We start from the raw sequence: 16927 nt of genomic DNA, 5'->3' as shown, positions 1-16927 counted from the left end.
CGCCACACCTGGTGGGACCCACGTGCATGATCGCTGTTTTGGCCCTCTGGTGGTTGCGATCGAGTTCGGATTACGACCACCTGAGGGCCGAAACGACGATCATGCGGACCGGGGCCGACGTTGGCGGCGAGCGGCACTAGCCGGGCGCGCCGGTCAGGGCTTGATGATGGCGAGGAGGTCGCCTACCTCGACCGAGTCGCCGGAGTCGTGGGCGAGTTCGGCGACGGTGCCGGCGACCGGGCTGGTGACGGCCGCTTCCATCTTCATGGCCTCGACGACGGCGAGCTTGGTGCCCTTGTCGATGGTGTCGCCGACCTTGATGGAGAAGGTGACGATGCCCGGCAACGAGGCGCCGATCTGGGTGGGGTCGTTCGGGTCGGCCCGCCGCGCCGCCGCCGAGACCGAGGTGATCGACTCGTCCCGGACGCGGATCGGCCGGGGCTGGCCGTTCACCCGCAGGTAGAGGGTCCGGACCCCGGACCGGTCGGCGTCGCCGATCGTCTCCAGCTCGACGATGATCTCGACGCCCGGTTCCAGGAAGACGCTGACCTGCTCGCCGGGCCGCAGGCCGTAGAGGAAGGCCTCCGTCGGGATCACCGAGCTGTCGCCGTACAGCTCGACGGCCTTCTCGTAGTCGCGCCACGGCCCGGGGAACAGCAGCCGGGACAGGGCGGCCCGGCGGCCGTCGCCGGCCAGGGCGGCCCGGTCGTCGGGCTCCAGCTCGGCCTTCGGCGGCTCCGGCCGGCGCCCGGCGAGCGCGCGCGCGCGGAACGGTTCGGCGAACCCGGCCGGCGGGGTGCCGAGCTCGCCGGCCAGGTAGCCGAGGACGCTCGCCGGCAGGTCGAACTTCTCCGGCTCGGCTCGCAGCACCGCGGGGTCGACGTTGCCCGAGGCGATGAAGAGGGCCAGGTCGCCGACGACCTTGCTGGTCGGCGTCACCTTGATCGGCTTGCCGAGCAGCTCGTTGGCGATCGCGTAGCACTCGGTGACGTCCGCCCAGCGATCGCCCAGGCCGAGTGAGATCGCCTGCTGGCGCAGGTTGGTCAGCTGGCCGCCGGGGATCTCGTGCCGGTAGACGGCCCCCGTCGGCGCCCGCAGCCCGGCCTCGAACGGGGCGTAGAGGTCGCGGACGGCCTCCCAGTACGCCTCCAGCGACGACAGGGCGCCCAGCGAGATTCCCGTGGCCCGGTCGGTGTGGTCGGTGGCCGCGACGAGCGCGGACATGTTCGGCTGGCTGGTCCCGCCGGACATGGCGGCCGCCGCCGTGTCGACCGCGTCGACGCCGGCGTTCACCGCCGCGAGCAGGGTCGCGAGCTGGCCGCCGGCCGTGTCGTGGGTGTGCAGGTGGACGGGGACGTCGAACCGCTCGCGCAGCGCCGTCACCAGCTTCGTCGCGGCCGCGGGGCGCAGCAGCCCGGCCATGTCCTTGATCGCGAGCAGGTGGGAGCCGGCCTCGACGAGCTGGTCGGCCAGCCGCAGGTAGTAGTCCAGGGTGTAGATCTGCTCGGCGGGGTCGGTCAGATCGCCGGTGTAGCAGAGGGTTCCCTCAGCGAGCGCGCCCGTCGTGTGCACGACGGCCTCGATCGCCGGGCGCATCTGCTCCATGTCGTTGAGGGCGTCGAAGATCCGGAACAGGTCGATGCCGGTCGCGGCCGCCTCGGAGACGAAGGCCCGCACGACCTCGTCCGGGTACGGCGTGTAGCCGACGGCGTTCTTGCCGCGCAGCAGCATCTGCAGGCAGATGTTCGGCGCGGCCTCCCGCAGCGCGGCGAGCCGCTCCCACGGGTCCTCGGACAGGAACCGCAGCGCCACGTCGTAGGTGGCGCCGCCCCAGCACTCCAGGCTGAGCAGGTTCGGCGTCAGCCGGGCGAACGACGGCGCCGCGGCGAGGATGTCGAAGCTGCGCAGCCGGGTCGCCAGCAGCGACTGGTGCGCGTCGCGCAGCGTCGTGTCGGTGACGGCGAGCCGCTCCTGGGCGCGCAGCCGCCGGGCCCACTCCGTCGGGCCGACCTCGACGAGCAGCTGACGCGACCCGGCGGTCGGCGCGTCCGCCGTCGGGAGCGCGGGCAGCAGCTTGCGGGGATCGGTGAACGCGGCCGTCGCCGGCCGCTTGTAGCCGTTGACCGTCGAGTGCGCCAGGCGGGCCAGCATCCGGCTGGTCTTGTCGGCGCCGCCGTCGCCGGCCAGCAGCCACGGCCGTTCGTCGATGAACGACGTGGTCACGCCCCCGGCGAGGAACGACTCGTCGGCCAGCAGCCGGGCCAGGAACTCGATGTTGGTCCGCACGCCGCGGATCCGGAACTCGCGCAGCGCCCGCCGGGCCCGCCGGGACGCCTTCTCCAACGAGACGCCCCGGCAGGTGAGCTTGACCAGCAGCGAGTCGAAGTACGGGCTGATCTCGGCGCCGGCGTAGGTGGCGCCGTCGAGGCGGACTCCGGGGCCGCCGGGCGACTGGTAGTACGAGATCGTCCCGGTGTCGGGGCGGAAGTCCTGGGCCGGGTCCTCGGTGGTCACCCGGCACTGGATGGCCATGCCGCGCAGCGTGATCGTTTCCTGGCTCAGGTTGAGGTCCGCGAGGGTCTCGCCGGCCGCGATCCGCAGCTGGGCGCCGACGAGGTCGACACCGGTGACCTCCTCGGTCACCGTGTGCTCCACCTGGATACGCGGGTTCATCTCCATGAACGTGTACCGGCCGTCGGCGCCGACCAGGAACTCCACCGTTCCCGCGTTGACGTAGCCGACGTGCTTCGCGAACCGGACCGCCGCGTCGCACAGCCCGTCCCGGACCGCCGGGTCCAGCGCCGGCGCCGGCGCGATCTCGACGACCTTCTGGTGGCGCCGCTGCACCGAGCAGTCCCGCTCGAACAGGTGGACCACCGCGCCCGTGCTGTCTCCGAGCACCTGGACCTCGATGTGGCGCGGCCGGTCGACCGCCTGCTCCAGGAACACCGTCCCGTCGCCGAACGCCGCCGCCGCCTCGCGGACCGCCGACCCGACCGCGTCCGGCAGGTCCGCGGCGCGCGCCACCCGGCGCAGGCCACGCCCACCGCCGCCGGCCGACGCCTTCACGAACAGCGGGAAGCCGACCTCCTCGGCCGCCGCGACCGCGCCGTCGCCGTTCGGCAGGGGCGTCGACGCCCGCAGCACCGGCAGGCCGGCCGCGATCGCCGCGTTGCGGGCGGCGACCTTGTCGCCGGTCAGCCGCAGCACCGCGGGCGGCGGCCCGACGAACGTGATCCCGGCCGCGCCGCACGCCTCGGCCAGCGCCGCGGACTCGGAGAGGAAGCCGTACCCGGGGTGCAGCGCGTCCACCTCGGCGTGCTTCGCGACCCGCAGTAGCTCGTCGATGTCCAGGTAGCCGCGCACCGGATGCCCCGGCCCGCCGAGCTCGTAGGCCTCGCTGCCCTTGGTCCGGTGCAGGGAGGAGACGTCCTCGGGGGTGTAGACCGCGACGGTGCGCAGCCCGAGCTCGTGGGCGGCACGGAAGACCCGGACCGCGATCTCACTCCGGTTGGCGACCAGGACCTTTTGCACGCGTGCTCCTCACCGGGTGGCTGGAACGGTCGAGCAGGCCGGGCCCGCCCATTCTGACCGCCGGCGACTGGAGGGACCAGGCCAACGTGCGACGACTCACCACCCGGCCACGCGCCCGGGACCGCCAATCGGCCACGCCCCGGCCATCAGCGCGCCAGAACAGGGGCATCGGCCCGTCAACGATCAGACATCCGCCCGTACCGGTCAACCGTTAGGGTCAACGGGTGTAGATGATCTCCCAGAGGCGGGCGGTCGTGTCGGTACTGGTGGTGGCCAGGAGCAGGCCGTAGGGCGCGAACGCGCAGCTCATGACGGTGCTGCTGTGGCCGGAGAGGGTGGCGACCTCGACTCCCGTGGAGACGTCCCAGAGCCGGGCCACGTCGTCGGTGCTCGCCGTCGCCAGCAGCTGGCCGTCGGGGGAGAAGGCGCAGCTCTGCGCCGACCCGCCGAGCGTCATCGTCGTCGTGCCGGTCGGGACGTCGGTGACCCGGGTGCCGTCGTTGGCGGTCGTCGCCAGCAGCAGCCCGTCGGGCGAGAAGGCGCAGCCGTTCGCGAAGTTCGTGTGGCCGGGGACCTTCATGATGCTTTCGCCGATCGCCACGTCCCACAGCAGGATCGAGTCGGCGCCGGCCGAGACCAGCAGCCGCCCGTCCGGGGAGAAGGCGCAGCCGTAGACCGAGCCTCGGTGCTCGCCGGAGAGGGTGGCGATCTGCTTGCCCGTCGAGACGCCCCACAGCTTGACCGTCCGGTCGGTGCTGGTCGTCGCGATCAGCGTGCCGTCGGGGGAGAACGCGACGCCGTAGACGGGGCCCTTGTGTCCGGAGAAGACCGTCGTCTCCGCCCGGGTCGCCATGTCGAACAGCCGCGTCGTCTTGTCGCTGCCGGTGATGGCGAGCAGCTTGCCGTCCGGCGAGAAGGTGCAGCTGTTCGGCACGGAGCCCTTGCGCCCGGGGCCGGACAGCTCACCCTCGACCCTGCCGGTGGCGACGTCCCAGAGCTGGATGCCGTCCTTGCTCGTGGTGGCCAGCAGGCGGCCGTCGGGGGAGAAGGCGCAGCTGGTCACGTCGCGGTCATGGCCGGTCAGCGTCGCGCGCAGCGAGACGTCGACGTGGTGGGCCGGCCGGGCCGACCGTTCCATGCCGCCGCCGCGCAGGTCGGCGCTGCCCCCGGCCGCGCCGTTGCCGGCCCGCTGGCCGAGCGGCGCCGGGGACGTCGGCAGCGTGGTGGCGATCCAGTCGTGCTCCGTGATCGACGTGCCCGGTTTGGCGTGGGTGTGCAGCAGGCTGCCGGAGGCCTCGGCGGCCAGGTCGAACAGCGAGCCGTCGGACAGCCGGACCCGGGCGAGCACCGAGCCGGCCTCGAACCGGGCGCCCGGTTCGGTGAGCCACCGGACCATGGTCGCCGTGCCGCCGGGGATCTCCCAGCGGGCCGGCTGCACGACCGGGCTCGGCCGGGCGGCGACGGTGCGCCTGGTGGAGACCGAGGCGGCCCAGGCCGCCGCGCCGCGGACGACGGCGAGCTCCGGCTCCGGCGGGACGAACAGCTGCTGGCCGGGCCAGTCGGTCGCCACCCCCAGCTTGCCGGTGAGGATGTCCTGGACGACCGGCATCCGCGAGCCACCGCCGACGAGCAGTACCCCGCCGAGCTTCTCCGCCGGGATGTCGGCGGCGTCGAGCAGGTGCTGGCAGCAGGCCATCGTGCGGGCCAGCGTCGGAGAGGCGAGCTGGACGAACCGCTCCCGGTCGATGCCGACGAGCAGGCCGGCCGGGCCGAACACGTCCTCGACCAGCGGGACGTCGGTGAGCTGGTGCTTGAGCGTCCGGGCGAAGTCGGCCAGCTCGAGCCGGGTCCGGCGGGCGGCGGTCTGGAAGACCTCGCCGCTGCCGGTCGGGTTGAGCAGCGGCTCCAGGCTGCGGCCGTGCTGGCTGAGGATCTCGTCGAACAGCAGCTGGTCGAGGTCGCGGCCGCCGCAGTCGTGCAGTGACGAGTGGCCGATCACCTCATGCCGGCCGCCGGAGCCGACGGCGATCAGGGCCGCGTCGAAGGTGCCGCCGCCGAGGTCGTAGACGAGCACGAGGTCACCGGGGCGCGGGCGGTGCGCGCCCAGCGGCGCCCAGGCCGCGGCGACCGGCTCGGCGAGCAGGTCGACGTCGACGAACCCGGCCGCCTCGGCCGCGGTGAGCATGAGCCGGCGCAGCGGGCCGGACGGGTCGTAGACCGCGGGGATGGTGACGACGGCACGCGGCAGGGAGTCGCCGAACTGGGCCTCGGCCTCGGCCTTGAGGGCGGCCATCGTGGCCGTGACCAGCCGGGCCGGCGGATAGGTCCGCCCGTCGAGCGTGACCGGCGACTCGCGGCGCAGGTCACGCTTGATCTCGCCGCGATAGGCGGCGGGCCAGATCCGCTTGCGGCGTTCCGCCAGCGTCCCGACGATCAGAGTGTCCCCGTCCGCGAACACCGACGACGGCCACGAAACCGCGCCACTGGCGGTCTCGCGGACGAGCTCCACCTGGCCGTCGGCCACGTACGCCGCGGACGCCCGGAAGGTGCCGTAGTCGATCGCGAGGATCGGCTCAGCCACCGCGCCCTCCGTCGTCTTTGTCGCCGGGCCTCGCGTACGAGCCGCCGGTGAACGAACCTCTGCCAGTCCGTCGTGACTGCCGTCCGCTATCGGCCGGTCAGCCGCGTCGGGCTGCTGTCTGCCCTCCCCAACCCCTTCGGTTGGCCCAAGCTCGGCCCAAGGCCGGCCCACCATCCGCACTGGGTTGGCTGTGCTGGATTGCCTGTCGTCGGCCGGCATCGTCGCCTGGAGGTCGACTTGTCCGACCGATCCTAGCCGAGCACGTCGTTGCCCTCTTCGCGCGGGTACAGAGGCCCTACGTGCCCGCCACGGGCGCCGGTCGTCCGCCAACATCGCCTGGGGCCGACGTCGTGGCCCGGGGTCGGGCCGACGGCGGTGCGGCGATCGCTCCGGGTTTCGGCCGGTTCGCCGGTTTCGGCGACTTCCCGCGCTTTCCCCGCGGAGGTTTGGGGACCGGCGGGACCGGTGCACGCTGGGAAGGTGCCATGAAGGAGGCCGCTATGAGCTCCACCATGCTCGCCCAGCGCCTGGCGTACGCCGGCGACCACGCTGTGCTGCCGCCGCCCGGCCCCGGCCCGCGCCCGGGAGACCCGCTGTCGCCGCCGGACCCGGTGCCGCCGGGGCCGGACCCCGATCCCACCCCGCCGGCCCCGGTGCCCGATCCGGTCCCGCCGAGCCCGGTGCCCGACCCGTACCCCGCTCCCGTGCCCGGTCCCGACATCCCGATGCCACCGATCCCGGCCCCGGAGCCACTCTGACGGCCGCCCGCGCTGCAGTCACTTTGAGTGTCAGAAGTTGTCCTGTGCGTGAGCAGCAGGTCCGGTTCGTGGCTCAGGGGGCTGGGTAGAGCGTCGACATGAGCCACCGTCCCGACGGCATCCCCGGCCGTGACCTGTCCGACGCCGCTCTCGTTCGAGAGGTGCGTCAACTGCACCGGACCCGGCACGCGACCTTCCTTGAGGGCAGCGAAGACGCCTTCGAGACCCACACCCGCCGGATGCTGGAGCTAGAACGGGAGTACCTGCGCAGGTTCCCGGACGCGGTCAGCCCCGACCCCCAGCGCACCCGCGCTGGCCGGCGACGAGCCGCCGGCCTGGCTGGCTGACCCGCGTCCGCCCCACGGCACTCCTGCCAGGCCCTGCCCCGTCCTACAGCCGCTTGTGCCGCGGCTCAGCGGCGACGCGCACTACTCCGGGGCAACCGAGTGCCGGGAGCCCGTCTCCGGAGGCCTGACGAGGCGTGCGAGGTCAGCCGGGGTGTCGATGTCGTCGGGCGTGCCCAGATCGTCGCAGGGCACCACGGTGACGTGGTCGGGGTGGGCGCGCAGCCAGGCCCGGGCGCCGACGTCCCTCTGGGCCAGGCGGGCGACGTTCGGCCAGATCGCTCTGCGCAGCAGTACCGGGTTGCGCGGTTTGCCATCGAAGCCGGCGACGACGGCCGCCGGGGCCGCTGTGCCGGCTGCCTGGGCCGCTGCCGCGGACGCCGGCCCCGCGGCGGTGGCGATCAGCCGTCTGATCAGGTCCGGCTCGACGAATGGCTGGTCGACGAGGGCCACCACGACGGCCTCGGCGGCGGTGGCCGCGAGCGCGGCGAGGCCCGCGCGCAGCGAGGCGCCCATCCCCTCGGCCCAGCCCTCGACCCGGACGATCTTGACGCCACCCCTGGGTTCGGCCGGCCGGACGACGTCGACGACCTGGTCGGCGGCGGCGCCGACGGTGACCAGCAGCGGGGAGCACCCGGCCGCGTCGAGCAGCCGCAGCCCGCGCACGACGAGCGGAGCGCCGTCCCAGTCGACCAGCGCCTTCGGCGTGCCGAGGCGTCGCCCGGCGCCCGCGGCCAGCAGCAGCCCAGCGACCTCCACGCATCGTTTCTATCCTGGAACGGGTCTCATCACGCCGCCGCGGTCGCTGCGGGCAGGCCTGTTCCCGGGCCGGTAGCGACCAAGACCGTGCACCTGGCGGCCCGCCGCGCGAATCTGGACATACGGGCCAATGGCGTGGGCCTGGGCGCCTGGCTTCCGGGGCCGGGCGGGGGCGAACGACAAGGGGTGGCGCGCGATGCGTGAGCTGACCGAGCAACTGTGCGGATGGCGGCGCTCCGGGACCCCGTTCGCCGTCGCGACCGTGGTCGGGGTACGCGGGAGCGCGCCGCGGCAGCCGGGCGCGGTGATGGCCGTCGACGCGACCGGCGAAGCGCTGGGCAGCGTGTCCGGCGGATGCGTCGAGGGTGCCGTCTACGACGTCGCGACCGAGGTGCTCGCGACCGGTGTACCGGTGCTGACGACCTATGGGATCTCGGACGACGACGCGTTCGCCGTCGGCCTGACCTGCGGCGGGATCATCGACATCCTCGTCGCGCCGACCAGCGAGCCGATGTTCGAGACGCTGGACTCCCTCGCGGCCGACGTCCCGGTCGCCCTCGTCACCATCCTGGCCGGCCCTGCTTCCGATGCCGGTCCCGGTCGAGGCCAGGGCGGCCCGACAGGCGGGCCCGGCGGTCTCGGCCGACAGCTCGCCGTCTGGGCGGACCGGGTGGTCGGCACGCTGGGGTCGCCCGGCCTCGACCACGCCGTCATCGACGACGCCAGGGGCATGCTCGCGGCCGGTCGCACGGGCGTCCGCCACTACGGCCCCCGCGGCGAACGTTCGCCGGTCGACGCGGCCAACCGGGACGGGCTGGGGGATGGCCCCTCCAGCAGCCGCGCCCCGGCTTCCCAGCCCGCTCAGGCGTGGTCGGGCCGGGCGGCCGACGGCCTGTCGGACGTGGCGGGGCTGCCCGCCGACGCCGTCACGGTCTTCGTGCAGGCGTTCGCGCCGCCGCCACGGATGCTCGTGTTCGGCGCCATCGACTACGCGGCAGCCGTCGTCTCGATCGGCCGGTTCCTGGGCTACCGGGTGACGGTCTGTGACGCGCGGCCGGTCTTCGCGACCGCCAGGCGGTTCCCGGACGCCGATGAGGTGGTCTGCGAATGGCCGTCCCGGTACCTGGAACGGGTCGCGATCGACGCTCGTACGGTGATCTGCGTGCTGACCCACGACTCGAAGTTCGACCTCCCGCTGCTGCGGGTGGCGCTGCGGTCGCCCGCGGCCTACGTGGGCGCGATGGGCTCGCGGCGCACCCACGCCGACCGGCTGGAGCGACTGCGCGCGGATGGCCTCACCGAGGCCGAGCTGGCCCGGCTGCGCTCGCCAATCGGGCTCGACCTCGGCGGGCGCACCCCGGAGGAGACGGCGGTGGCGATCGCCGCCGAGATCGTCCAGGCACGGTGGGGTGGCACCGGGGCGCCGCTGGCGGTCACGTCCGGTCGCATTCACGAGCCATCCGGCGTGCCGGCGGGGGCCTTGTTCTGACGTCTGGTCGGACGTACTCGGTTGATTTCGGCCGAGCCGTACAGACGGGCGGCGTCACCAGCGCGGGAGCGGCTTCGGCCGGTCCGGGCCTCCGGCCCAGATCCGCTCGGGCTGTTCGGATCCGCCGGGTGGCCGCCGGCGTTGTCCGGTCAATTTTCTTTTACACCGGTGTCGTAGTCGGAAAAGCGCGGCTATGCCATTGATGGACGCTCTGTGATAGCTGGACTTCAGGAGATTCCAAGCCTGCGGCAAGGCTCGTCCTAACCGGCGCGGTCAAGCTGTCGAGCATGGGATGGGAACGGCGGCCGGGGGTGGCGCCACGCGTGTCAGGCACCCCGGGCGTCGTCCCCATCCCAGTGCCGGCCTGGCCCCTGCCGGTCGTCCCCGGGACGCCGGTGCCGACGTCCGCCGCTCTCCCCTCGGCGGCATCGTCGGCACCGGCACGGGCGCCCGGCCCGCTGGAGCCCGCGCCGGCCCAGCCGACCAGGCTCAAACCGGTCGAGCCCCAGCCGGTCGAGCCCCGGCCGGTCGAACCCCAACTGGTGACTGCCCGGCTGGGTGACCGCCCGGCGGTCGAGATCGTCATCCCGGTCCACAACGAGGAGGCCGACGTCGGCCCGAGCGTGCGACGGCTGCACGCGTTCCTGCTCGACGGCTTCCCCTTCAGCTTTCAGATCACGATCGTCGACAACGCCAGCACCGACCGGACCTGGGCGCTCGCCGAGGAGCTCGCCGCCCGGCTGCCCGGCGTCGGCGCCACCCGGCTGCCGGCGAAGGGCCGCGGCCGGGCGCTGCGGGCGGCCTGGTCCACCAGCCGCGCGACCGTCGTCGCGTACATGGACGTCGACCTCTCCACCGACCTGGGCGCGCTGCTGCCGCTGGTCGCGCCGCTGATCTCCGGGCATTCGGACGTCGCCATCGGCTCCCGGCTCGCGCCGGGGGCCCGGGTGGTGCGCGGGCCCAAGCGTGAGCTGATCTCCCGGTGCTACAACCTGTTGCTTCGCGTCACGCTGCGGACACGCTTCTCGGACGCCCAGTGCGGGTTCAAGGCGGTCCGCGCCGACGTGGCGCGCCGGCTGCTCCCGTACGTCGAGGACACCGCCTGGTTCTTCGATACCGAGCTGCTCGTGCTGGCCGAACGGTCCAGGCTGCGGATCCACGAGGTTCCGGTCGACTGGGTGGACGACCCGGACAGCCGGGTGGCCATCGTCCCCACCGCCCTCGCCGACCTGCGCGGGATCGTCCGGGTGGCCCGGGGCCTGCTGACCCGCCGGCTGCCGGTGCGGGTGCTGCGCGCCGAGTTCGCGCGACCGCCGCTGCCAGGCCGGACGCGCGGCGCCGATGACGGCGCCGTTCCCGCCTCTTCGCCTTCGATCACTGGAGATCGACCCATGACCACCGTCCCTGCCGCCGACAGCGGCGACCGCCCCGACCCGGCGGACGCCGATCAGGCGGCTCAGGCCGTCCAGGCCGTCCCGGCGATCCCGTCGCAGCCCGTCGGAGACGGCCGGGCCGCGGCGGAGGCGGCCGAGCTGGTGCCCGTGCCCACCGCCTCCGGTGTGCTCGCGCCCGTGGAACCGGTGCTCGCCGCCGATGCCACGACGGCCCCGCCGCCTGGATCAGGGCCTACCGGCTGGCGAAACTGGCCCGTCCAGCTCGTGCGCGGGCGGCCGGGCGATCCTCGCTGGGTCCAGCCGGCGCTGCTCGTGCTGCTCGCCGCGACGGCCGTCCTCTACCTGTGGGACCTCGGCGCGTCCGGCTACGGCAACACCTTCTACGCCGCCGCCGTACAGGCCGGGACGTTGAGCTGGAAGGCGATGTTCTTCGGCTCGCTGGACTCGTCGAACTACATCACCGTCGACAAGCCGCCGGCTTCGCTGTGGCTGATGGCGCTGTCCGGGCGGATCTTCGGCTTCTCCAGCTGGAGCATGCTCGTGCCGGACGCGCTGTGCGGGGTCGCGAGCGTCGGGGTGCTGTTCGCCGCGGTGCGCCGGGTGGCCGGCCCGCGTGCCGGCCTGCTCGCCGGGCTGCTCTGCGCGCTGACCCCGGTCGCGGCGCTGATGTTCCGGTTCAACAACCCGGACGCGCTGCTCGTCCTGACCATGGTGGTCGGCGGCTACTGCGTCACCAGGGCCGTCGAGCGGGGTTCGTGGCGGTGGATCCTGCTGGCCGGCGTCGCCATCGGGTTCGGGTTCCTGACCAAGATGTTGCAGGCCTTCCTCGTGCTTCCGGCGTTCACGCTCGTGTACCTGGTCGCGGCGCCGCCGGCGTTCCTGCGCCGGGTCGGGCACGTGCTGCTGGGCGGGCTCGGCGTCGTGGTCGGCGCCGGCTGGTGGGTGGCCGCCGTCGAGCTGTGGCCTTCGGGGTCCCGGCCGTTCGTCGGCGGCTCGCAGAACGACAGCGAGCTCGGCCTCGCCTTCGGCTACAACGGCTTCGGCCGGATCTTCGGCGGCGACGGGAACCGGGGCGGCGCGCCCCGCGGCGGCGCCGCGACCAGTGCGCTGCGCGACGCGGTGACCCGCCGCGCCGCGACGGGGGACCTCCCCGGATTCCCCGGCGGCAACGGAGCCGCCGGCCGCGGTGGTGGCGGCTTCGGTGGGTTTGGCGGCTCGGCCGGCATCGGCCGGCTGTTCTCCCAGAACTTCGGCGCCCAGATCTCCTGGCTGCTGCCGGCCGCGCTGATCCTGCTGGTCGGCGGCCTGTGGGCGACCCGCCGCGCGGCCCGGACCGACCTGGCCCGGGCCGGGCTGGTGCTGTGGGGCGGCTGGCTCGTCGGCTCAGGACTGGTGTTCAGCTACATGAAGGGGACGATCCACGAGTACTACTCGATCGCGCTCGCGCCGTCGGTCGGCGCGACGGTCGCGATCGGGGCCCTCGTCATGTGGCGGGACCGGGAAGATCTGATCTCCCGGCTCTTCCTGGCGGCCAGCTTCGGGGTGAGCGGCTGGTGGGCCTACCGGCTGCTCGGCCGGATCGACTGGGAGAGCTGGCTGCGCGTGCCGGTGCTGGTCGCGGGGGTGCTCGCGGCGGTGTTGACGCTGGTCGCCGCTGGCCGCCCGGCCGCCGCGGACGTTGACGTGCCGGACCCGGCGCCGGCCGACGGCTCGTCGTCGGCGCTGGACGATTCGGGCAGCCCTCGGCGCCCGGCGCGAGGTGGCTCGCTGCCGGCGCTGGACAAGTTCGCCACGCGGGGGCGGACCTCGGCCGCGACCGTCGGGATCGCGGCGCTGGCGGGGGTCAGCCTGCTCGCCGGACCGACCGCGTATGCCCTGGATACGGCTGGGACGGCGCACACGGGCGCGACCCCGCTGGCCGGGCCCGGCAACCGTGGTGGTGGGGCGCCGTTCGCGATCGGCGCCCGGGCGGCGGGCGGGGCGACCGGCGGCACCGGCCGCGACGAGAACCGGTTCGGCGGTCAGGGCTTCGGCCAGGGCGGCTTCCCCGGTGGCTTCGGCGGGCAGGCTCCCGGCGGCGCGCTCCCAGGCGGCGGCGCGAATCAGGGTGGCGGCGCGAATCAGGGTCGCGGCTCAGCCCAGGGTGGTGGCTCGAATCCGGGCGGCGGCCTTCCCGGTGGTGTCGCCCGCCCGAACGGCGGGTCGTTCGGCGGTGGCTTCGGCGGGCCGGAGGGCGGTTCGTCGAACGCGGCGGTCACGACCCTGCTCACCGAAGGCGCCACGGGGTACCGCTGGGTCGCCGCGGTGGCCAACTCCCAGTCTGCGGCCACCCTGGAGCTCGCGACCGGCGGCAAGCCGGTCATGGCCATCGGTGGCTTCTCCGGCGGAGATCCGGCGATCACCCTCGCCGAGTTCCAACGGGACGTCGCCACCAAGAAGATCCACTACTTCCTGGGCGGTGGCGGCTTCGGTGGCGGTGGCCTGCGCGGCGGGGGTGGCTCCGACAGCGAGATCTCGTCCTGGGTGCAGCAGAACTTCACCGCCGTCACCATCGGCGGCCAGACCCTCTACGACCTCACCAAGCCCACAAAGCCCGGCGCCGCCGCCTAACCTCACCCCGCCACGCCAAGATCGCCGTTTTCGCCCTCGGGTGGTTGTGGATCGCCCCCGACCACAACCACCCGGGGGCCAAGACGGCGATCTTGGCGTGGCGGATGGCGGCTTCGGGGTCGCGGTCCGTTGGCGTGCGCAAAGACGTCAATCCGGAGGCCTGCGGACGTACCGGCGTGATTGTCGCAATACCCATGGGGGCGCCTGGGGGCGTAACGGTGCATACTGTGCCGCAACGCGGTGATCGACGGGCGGCCACGGTCGGAAAAACGGTCCGTGGGCGTGTTGGGGGTCCGCGTCGGCATGCTCGGATGATCTGAGGTCTCAATGCGCCGTTGCCCGGCTGATGAGCCCTTTCCCGTTGGCCTGACGGCGTCGAGGACGCAGAGTCCTCGATCGAGGCGACGGGAAGGCTTCGGCCTGCTCGCGGTCGTGACTGTATTGCTGGGTTCCGCGTGCGGGCAGCCGCACAGCCCGGCTACGGCGCCGGGTGCGCTGACAACGGGAGCGAGCCTCGTCGTCGCTCACCCGACGGTCTGGGTCTGTCGACCCGGGACGATCGACGACAACTGCGCGACCAACCTGGACGCGACCGTCGTCGGTCCCGCCGGACCGACCGGTACGGATACCTACCAGGCCGCCACGAACCCGCCGGTTGACTGCTTCTACGTCTATCCGACCGTTTCGCAGGTCGCGCTGGCCAATGCCCCGTTGAAGGCGACCGACACCGAGGTCGCGGTCGTCCGTGCGCAGGCGGCCCGGTTCGGCGCCGACTGCCGGGTGTTCGCCCCGGTCTACGAGCAGTACTCGGTCGTCTCCCGGCTGCAGCATGGCGGCCCGTCCGACAGCGCGCGCCAGCTCGCCTTCGGGGACGTCCAGTCCGCGTGGAACGACTATTTGGCGAACGACAACCATGGCCGGCCGGTGGTGCTGATCGGCGACGATCAGGGCGCGGAGATGCTGCTGCGCCTGCTGCATGACGAGATCGAGCCGAACGAGGGCCAGCGGGCGCTGCTCGTCTCCGCGCTGCTGGTCGGCGCCGACGTGCGGGTCCGCCACGGCTCGCTCGTCGGCGGTGACCTCGCCCAGATCCCGGCCTGCCAGCGTCATGACGAGTTCGGCTGCGTCGTGGCGTACTCGGCGTACGAGGGAGCGCCACCGGCGGATGCCTGGTTCGGCCAGCCGAACGCGCCGTCCCGCGGCGTCGCCGCCCCGGCGGGCACGCTGAACCTGCAGACGCTCTGTACCAACCCGGCGGCCCTCGGCGGCGGTGCGGCCACCCTGGCGCCCTACCTGCCGACGGCCGGGCTGCTGCCGGACGGGGCGCCGGACGGCGGTGACCTGCTCCCGGGGCTGTCGTCCACCGACCTGCCGGTCGCGTCGACCGGATTCGTGACCTATCCGGACTTCCTGTCCGCGAACTGCCGGCAGTCCGGGAACAGGGCCTGGCTCGACATCTCCGTCCGGCCCGCGTTCGTCGACCAGCGCGCCCTTCCCACGCTCGACACGCTGCCGACCTGGGGCCTGCACTTCGACGAGTTCGACCTCACCCTCGGTGACCTGGTCCAGCTCGCCAGCCGCCAGTCGGTGGCCTACCTCGCCGCGCACGGCGCCTCCACTGGCCCAAGCTGATGGCCGGCGCCGCGGCGGAGATCGAACCGGCCAGCGGCCGGGTTGGTGGGCGTGCTCGGACCAGCCCCGGGTACGCCGTGCGCATGGTCGGCTACACGGATCGGCGGGCGGCGGGGCGAATCCTCGGCGACCTGGTGGCCGAGGTGATCGCCGGAACGGCCGGCTCCCGCCGGGGCGCCGGGCTTCGGGGCGCCTCCGGCGACGAGGGGCCGGTGACGGTGCTGGGCCTGCCCAGGGGCGGAGTCCCGGTCGCGGCCGAGGTCGCGCGTCGGCTCGGCGCGACGCTCGATGCCATCGGGGTCCGCAAGCTGGGCGCGCCGGGGCAGCCGGAGTTCGCCCTCGGCGCGATCGCGACCGGCGGGGTCCGGGTGCTGAACACCCGGGCCGTCGAGCGGCTCGGCCTGACCGCTGAGGCGATCGAGGCGGTCGCCGTCCGGGAGGCGGCGGAGCTGGCGCGCCGCGAGCGCGTCTACCGGGAGGGCCGCGCGCCGCCGCCGCTCGCCGGGCGGACGGTCGTGCTCGTCGATGACGGCCTTGCCACGGGGGCGACCATGGTCGTCGCCGCTCGGGCTGTCCGGCGAGCCGGTCCGCGGCGGGTGATCGCGGCGCTGCCGGTCGCGTCTCCGGACGGGGCGCTGGCGGTGCGCGCCGAGGTGGACGAGCTGGTGTGCCCCCTGACTCCGCCGGACTTCATGGCCGTCGGCGGGTATTACCGCGACTTCGCCCCGCCCACCGACGACGAGGTTCATGCTTTGCTTCAAGTGGCTCCACCGGTGCGCTGAGCCGGGTGTGCTCATGAGGGGCGCTGAGCCGGGTGTGCTCATGAGGGGCGCTGAGCCGGGTGTGCTCATGAGGGGCGCGAGCCGGGTGCTCACGAGGTGAGCCGAGCCGGGGCCGCTCGCAGGTTGCGCCGAGCCGGGTGCGCTCACGGGGTTGCGCCGACTCGGGGGTTGCGCTGAGCGGCGTCAGCTCACGGGCCGGAACCGGGCGGTGACCAGGGCGCCTCGAATTGTCGCGGCAGTGTTACCCCGGGCGGTACCACGAGCGAGTGAGTGCCCACAAACTATAGATTCCCCGCAGATGGGCTCGTGTGTCGCGTTCACGCGCGGATGGCAGTAGAGGGGAGTTCTCGTGACCGCAGCGGACACCGCGGACCTGGTGCTTCGGATCGTCGTGGGTCTGACGATCGTCGCGCACGGCTACAACCACATCTTCGGTCCGGGTGGGATCAACGGTACCGCGGGGTGGTTCGCGAGCATGGGTCTCAAGCCGGGCATCGTGCACGCCTGGGCGAGCGGTCTGATGGAGCTCGCCGCCGGCGCAGGCCTGGCCGCCGGCTTCCTGACGCCGTTCAGCGCGGGCGCGATCGTCGGCATCATGATCGTCGCCGGCATGACGGCGCACCGCAAGAACGGCTTCTTCATCTTCAAGCCCGGCCAGGGCTACGAGTACGTGCTCATGATCGCGGTTGTCTGCGCGGCGATCGCGACCTTCGGCCCGGGGTACGCCTCGATCGACCACCTGGCCACGATCGACGACAACCTGGATGGCTGGCTCGGCGGACTGATCGCCGTCGCCATGGGCGTGCTCGGCTCGGCCGCTCTGCTGGGCAGCTCGTGGCGCCCGGAGCCGCCGAAGCCGGCCACCCCGGCCACGCAGGAAGCCACGACGCAGGACGCCTAGGCACCACAGCTCGGGGACGCGGTCGAAGCCGGCCGCGTCCCGCGTCCCGCGCGGTCTGGGCGGGAACGAGGACGCCGTGGGCGCGCCGCCGCCCTGGGGGGGGGGGGGGGCGGCCGCCCCCCCCCCCCCCCCCCCCCCCCGCG

The 16927-nt window shown here is 73.6% G+C and carries 10 protein-coding genes; 7 read left to right on the top strand and 3 right to left on the bottom strand.

The features are described 5' to 3' along the window. Nucleotides 1-153: 153 nt before the first annotated feature. Nucleotides 154-3534: a pyruvate carboxylase gene (locus I6A60_RS28450; protein ID WP_203055739.1), complete on the bottom strand. Its 3381-nt coding sequence runs from the start codon at nt 3532-3534 to the stop codon at nt 154-156. 217 nt (nt 3535-3751) lie between these two features. Further along, nucleotides 3752-6115: an Hsp70 family protein gene (locus I6A60_RS28445; protein WP_203021799.1), complete on the bottom strand. Its 2364-nt coding sequence runs from the start codon at nt 6113-6115 to the stop codon at nt 3752-3754. 500 nt (nt 6116-6615) lie between these two features. On the opposite strand from I6A60_RS28445, the gene I6A60_RS28440 reads away from it, so the two are divergent. Next, nucleotides 6616-6873 (top strand): hypothetical protein, encoded by a 258-nt coding sequence (locus tag I6A60_RS28440; protein WP_203021800.1) that lies wholly within the window; start codon nt 6616-6618, stop codon nt 6871-6873. A gap of 98 nt (nt 6874-6971) precedes the next feature. Continuing rightward, a complete protein-coding gene (locus I6A60_RS28435; RefSeq protein WP_203021801.1) occupies nt 6972-7220 on the top strand; it encodes a DUF6158 family protein in 249 nt (82 codons plus the stop codon). 81 nt (nt 7221-7301) lie between these two features. Here I6A60_RS28435 and I6A60_RS28430 read toward each other — a convergent pair whose 3' ends face one another. Further along, nucleotides 7302-7976 (bottom strand): NTP transferase domain-containing protein, encoded by a 675-nt coding sequence (locus I6A60_RS28430; RefSeq protein ID WP_203021802.1) that lies wholly within the window; start codon nt 7974-7976, stop codon nt 7302-7304. A 196-nt stretch (nt 7977-8172) separates the two neighbouring features. Between I6A60_RS28430 and I6A60_RS28425 the strand changes: the two genes are divergently transcribed. The 5 genes from I6A60_RS28425 to I6A60_RS28400 all read left to right on the top strand — a co-directional run bounded on the left by I6A60_RS28425 (nt 8173) and on the right by I6A60_RS28400 (nt 16784). Continuing rightward, nucleotides 8173-9465, top strand: coding sequence for an XdhC family protein (locus I6A60_RS28425; RefSeq protein WP_203042586.1), 1293 nt, complete (start codon nt 8173-8175; stop codon nt 9463-9465). A 323-nt stretch (nt 9466-9788) separates the two neighbouring features. Continuing rightward, on the top strand, nt 9789-13469 hold the full coding sequence (locus I6A60_RS28415; protein WP_374113453.1) for a glycosyltransferase family 39 protein: 3681 nt from the start codon (nt 9789-9791) through the stop codon (nt 13467-13469). A 432-nt stretch (nt 13470-13901) separates the two neighbouring features. Then, the gene (locus tag I6A60_RS28410) at nt 13902-15101 is read left to right on the top strand and encodes a DUF3089 domain-containing protein (RefSeq protein ID WP_307873907.1); all 1200 of its coding nucleotides are present in this window, start codon (nt 13902-13904) and stop codon (nt 15099-15101) included. An 83-nt stretch (nt 15102-15184) separates the two neighbouring features. Beyond that, entirely contained in the window at nt 15185-15883 is a 699-nt protein-coding gene (locus I6A60_RS28405) for a phosphoribosyltransferase (RefSeq protein WP_238436421.1), read from the top strand. A gap of 349 nt (nt 15884-16232) precedes the next feature. Beyond that, complete coding sequence (locus tag I6A60_RS28400) at nt 16233-16784, top strand: DoxX family protein (RefSeq protein WP_013427859.1); 552 nt, start codon at nt 16233-16235, stop codon at nt 16782-16784. The last annotated feature ends 143 nt before the right edge of the window (nt 16785-16927 follow it).

The organism is Frankia sp. AgB1.9 (assembly GCF_016786355.1).
GTDB lineage: Bacteria > Actinomycetota > Actinomycetes > Frankiales > Frankiaceae > Pseudofrankia.
The sequence above is the reverse complement of the archived record's forward strand: the minus strand, read 5'-3'. Positions and strand labels throughout refer to the sequence as shown.

What these genes read in the sequence shown, in the direction of transcription:
- I6A60_RS28440 (WP_203021800.1), top strand. Translation starts at nt 6,616, where the DNA reads ATGAGCTCCACCATGCTCGCCCAGCGCCTGGCGTACGCCGGCGACCAC.
- I6A60_RS28435 (WP_203021801.1), top strand. Translation starts at nt 6,972, where the DNA reads ATGAGCCACCGTCCCGACGGCATCCCCGGCCGTGACCTGTCCGACGCC.
- I6A60_RS28425 (WP_203042586.1), top strand. Translation starts at nt 8,173, where the DNA reads ATGCGTGAGCTGACCGAGCAACTGTGCGGATGGCGGCGCTCCGGGACC.
- I6A60_RS28405 (WP_238436421.1), top strand. Translation starts at nt 15,185, where the DNA reads ATGGTCGGCTACACGGATCGGCGGGCGGCGGGGCGAATCCTCGGCGAC.